Raw genomic sequence first — 3,196 nt, 5'->3', positions numbered from 1 at the left:
ATCCGCCGAATCGTGCGCGACATGCTGATGCGCGTCGGTATCAAGCGGGTCCTGGAGGCGCCGGACGGGGCGGAGGCGCTGGGCGTGCTGGCCGAGAGCAAACCCGATATCAGCATCATCGACTGGGACCTGTCGATCCTGTCGGGCGAGGAGTTCATCCGGCTCGCGCGGACGCCGACCACCTCTCCCTGCCCCACGATCCCGATCATCCTGATGCTGGCCCAGCCGCGCCGGAACGTGGTCGACCGTGCGGTGGCGCTCGGCGTCAACGAGATCATCGGCTTTAACGAACTATCACATTGCAGCCACACTCTGCGCCGCGCGCAACATTCTGAAACGGGGATCCCCCTTTCTGAGACGGAAGGAACCATCCCACCGGCGCGCAGGTCAGAATCCTCCGATGCTGGGCCCGCTGCGGCCCGGTCGGGCGACACCTGCGTCGAATCGCACGCCGCAGCGACAAACGACAGTGTACAGCTGCTCGGGTCGGCGGGAGATAGGAGGACTGTCCGGATGGACGCGGCTAACGTGCGGGACGACCCGACCGCGTTGCCACGCGTCACCTTGGGGCAGGCCCTCGTTCTTCATCGGTCGCGCTAACAGCAGGTGTCAGGCTCCACGTATGTCTTCCGAGGAGAGAAACCGGGACCCGGACGTGGCACCAGCCGGCGGCGCCGCTCCGGGCGGCGAGGTCGCCTGCCTGCGGTTCGAGCCGCCCGGTGATCCGGAGGCGCTCGGCCGGGCCTGGCAGGACCATCTCGCGCCCATCTTCGACGTGAGCTTCCGCCCGGAGACCGATCTCACCATCCCGATCGCGATGCGCAGCTACCATCTCGGCGACCTGCTGGTCGGCGACGTGGTGGCGCCGGCGCACACCCTTGTGCGGACGCGGGAGATGATCGGCCAGCAAGGCCTGGATCACATCCTGCTGCAGTTCTACCGCCGGGGGCAGAGCCGCGTGGAGACCGATCACGGCACCGGCCCCGTTGACGAGGTCCAGTGCATCGTCTTCGATCTCGCCCAGCCCCCGCGCATCGTCGCGGGCGCGGTCGACGCCACCAACGTCGTGATCCCCCGCGCGCTTCTGGAGAAGCAGGGCTGCCACCCGGACGCCCTGCACGGCCGCCCCCTCGACCATGACGGCGACCCGTTCGGGCGGCTGGTCCACAATTTCGTCGCCAACGTCGTCGCCTGCGGCGACCTCCTCGACCGGCGCGAGGCCCTGGCGGCCTCGACGGCGATCACCCAGCTCTGCGCCAGCTGGCTGCGCGGCCAGGAGGAGGGGCGCCCGTCCCAGAACCAGGACGTCCGGATCCGCGTCCGCCGCCTCGTCGAGGCGGAACTCGGCAACCCGAAGCTGACGCCCGCCCTGGTCGCGGCGCGGCTCGGCCTGTCGCGCTCGACCCTGTACCGCCTGTTCGCCCCCAACGGCATCGTGGCGTATATCCGCGACCGGCGCCTGATGGCGGCGATGCGGATGCTCGTGCGCGACGATGCGTCCAAGCCCCTGCGCATCTCGCAGGTCGCCTTCGCGGTCGGCTTCTCGGACGAGCGGACCTTCCGGCGGGCGTTCAAGCGCCGGTTCGGCTTCATCCCCAGCGATGCGTCCCAGCGCCTGGACGCCCACCCCGACCCCGCGCCCGGGGCCGTCCTGCGCAACTGGATCGAGAGCCTCTGACATGCCGCGCCCGTCCACCGGTCGACGGCGCGCCGTCGCGCCTGCGGGCGTCGTGGCGTTCTGCCTCTGCCTCGCGGCCGCCGTGCCGGTGGCCGCGGACCCTTTGCGCGCCGAGACCCGGGACACGGCTCGGGCGGCATCCGAGGGCGTGTCGGAGGGGCCGTCCCTCGCGCTCCGCACGAACGATCCCGAGACGTGGCGGGTCGCGACGCATCCGGTGCCGCCCCTGGTCATGGAGGCGGAGGGCCGGCTGCGCGGGTTCAGCATCGATCTCTGGAACGCCATCGCCCGGGAGCTGGGCGTCCGGACCGCCTTCGTCCGCGTCGACGACCTGCCGGCGCTGTTCGGGGCGGTCTCGGACGGGCGCGCGGACCTCGCCATCGCGGCGGTGTCGATCACCGCGGAGCGCGAGCGGCGGTTCGACTTCTCGGTCACGATGCTGGAGACCGGCCTGCGCATCGCCGTCCCGGCGGCGCCGGACGCGACCGGCTCGGCCACCGGCCGGGCCCTCCGGGCGCTCCTGAGCGACGCCACCTTCCTGCAGGTCCTCCTGGGGCTCGCCGCCCTCATCCTCGCGGTGGCGGCGCTGATCTGGTGGCTCGAACGCCGCCATCCCGGCGGCATGGCGGCGCGGGCCCGGCCGGCGCACGGCTTCGCCCATGTCCTCTGGTGGGCGCTGAGCAGCCTCGCCGCGCAGGCGGAGGAGATGCCGCGCAGCCCCCTCGCGCGGGCCATCACGGTGGTCTGGCTGTTCACCTGCATCGCCCTGGTGGCGTGGTTCACCGCCGGCCTGACCAGCACGGCGACGGTGGAGCGCCTGCGCGGCGCGATCAACGGCCCGCAGGACCTGCCGGGCAAGCGGGTGGGCACGGTCGCCCACACCACGTCGGTCGCCTATCTGGCGGACCACTTCGCCACGCCGGTGGGGTTCGCGAGCCTGGAGGAGGCCTGCGCGGCCCTGCAGGCCGGCACGGTCGCCGCGGTGGTCTACGATGCCCCCGCCCTGAGCTACTACGCGACGCAGCCCGGCCACGCGCCGCTGCGCCTGATCGGGCCGGCCTTCAACCGGCAGGCCTACGGCATCCTGTTCGCGGCGAACGACCCCCGGCGCAAGCGCGTCAACCAAGCCCTCCTCGGCCTCAGGGAGGATGGCCGCTACGACGAGATCTACAGCCGCTGGTTCGGCTCCGAGAGCGGCGAGGCTCAGGATCGCTGAGGCGCGCCGCGGTGGCGGTGGGCCTCGGCCGGGTGTCGCGCGGGCAGCCGGTCGCCCTGGCCGAAGAGCTTCGCCCGCAGCGAACCCTCGGCATAGGCGGTCTTGTAGAGGCCGCGATCCTGCAGTTCCGGGATCACGAGGTCGATGAAGTCGGAAAAGCTCTCCGGCACGACGATCCGGCTGAGGTTGAAGCCGTCGACCTCGCCCTCCTCGATCCAGGCCTGGAGCTCGTCGGCGATGGCGACCGCGTCGCCGGTGAGCACCGGGTAGCGGCCGCCGAGCTGCAATTCGGCCAGGAGGTC

The 3,196-nt window shown here is 71.8% G+C and carries 2 protein-coding genes and 2 pseudogenes; 3 read left to right on the top strand and 1 reads right to left on the bottom strand.

Annotation, left to right across the window (positions count from 1 at the left end; translation table 11 throughout):
* From I53_RS06350 to I53_RS06340, 3 genes and pseudogenes are all read left to right on the top strand, one after another.
* A pseudogene (locus tag I53_RS06350) lies at window positions 1-279 on the top strand (response regulator); the annotation flags it as partial.
* Window positions 280-655: 376 nt separating this feature from the next.
* Complete coding sequence (locus tag I53_RS06345) at window positions 656-1,678, top strand: helix-turn-helix domain-containing protein (RefSeq protein ID WP_251982241.1); 1,023 nt, start codon at window positions 656-658, stop codon at window positions 1,676-1,678.
* 1 nt (window position 1,679) lies between these two features.
* On the top strand, window positions 1,680-2,894 hold the full coding sequence (locus tag I53_RS06340) for a transporter substrate-binding domain-containing protein (RefSeq protein WP_043347999.1): 1,215 nt from the start codon (window positions 1,680-1,682) through the stop codon (window positions 2,892-2,894).
* Here I53_RS06340 and I53_RS06335 read toward each other — a convergent pair.
* A pseudogene (locus I53_RS06335) lies at window positions 2,882-3,196 on the bottom strand (N5,N10-methylene tetrahydromethanopterin reductase); the annotation flags it as partial. The gene I53_RS06340 and the pseudogene I53_RS06335 sit on opposite strands and share 13 nt — an antisense overlap.

The organism is Methylobacterium sp. B1 (genome assembly GCF_000333255.1).
Classification (GTDB): Bacteria; Pseudomonadota; Alphaproteobacteria; order Rhizobiales; family Beijerinckiaceae; genus Methylobacterium; species Methylobacterium fujisawaense.
Note: the sequence above shows the minus strand (reverse complement) of the source record. Positions and strands in the feature narration are given on the sequence as shown.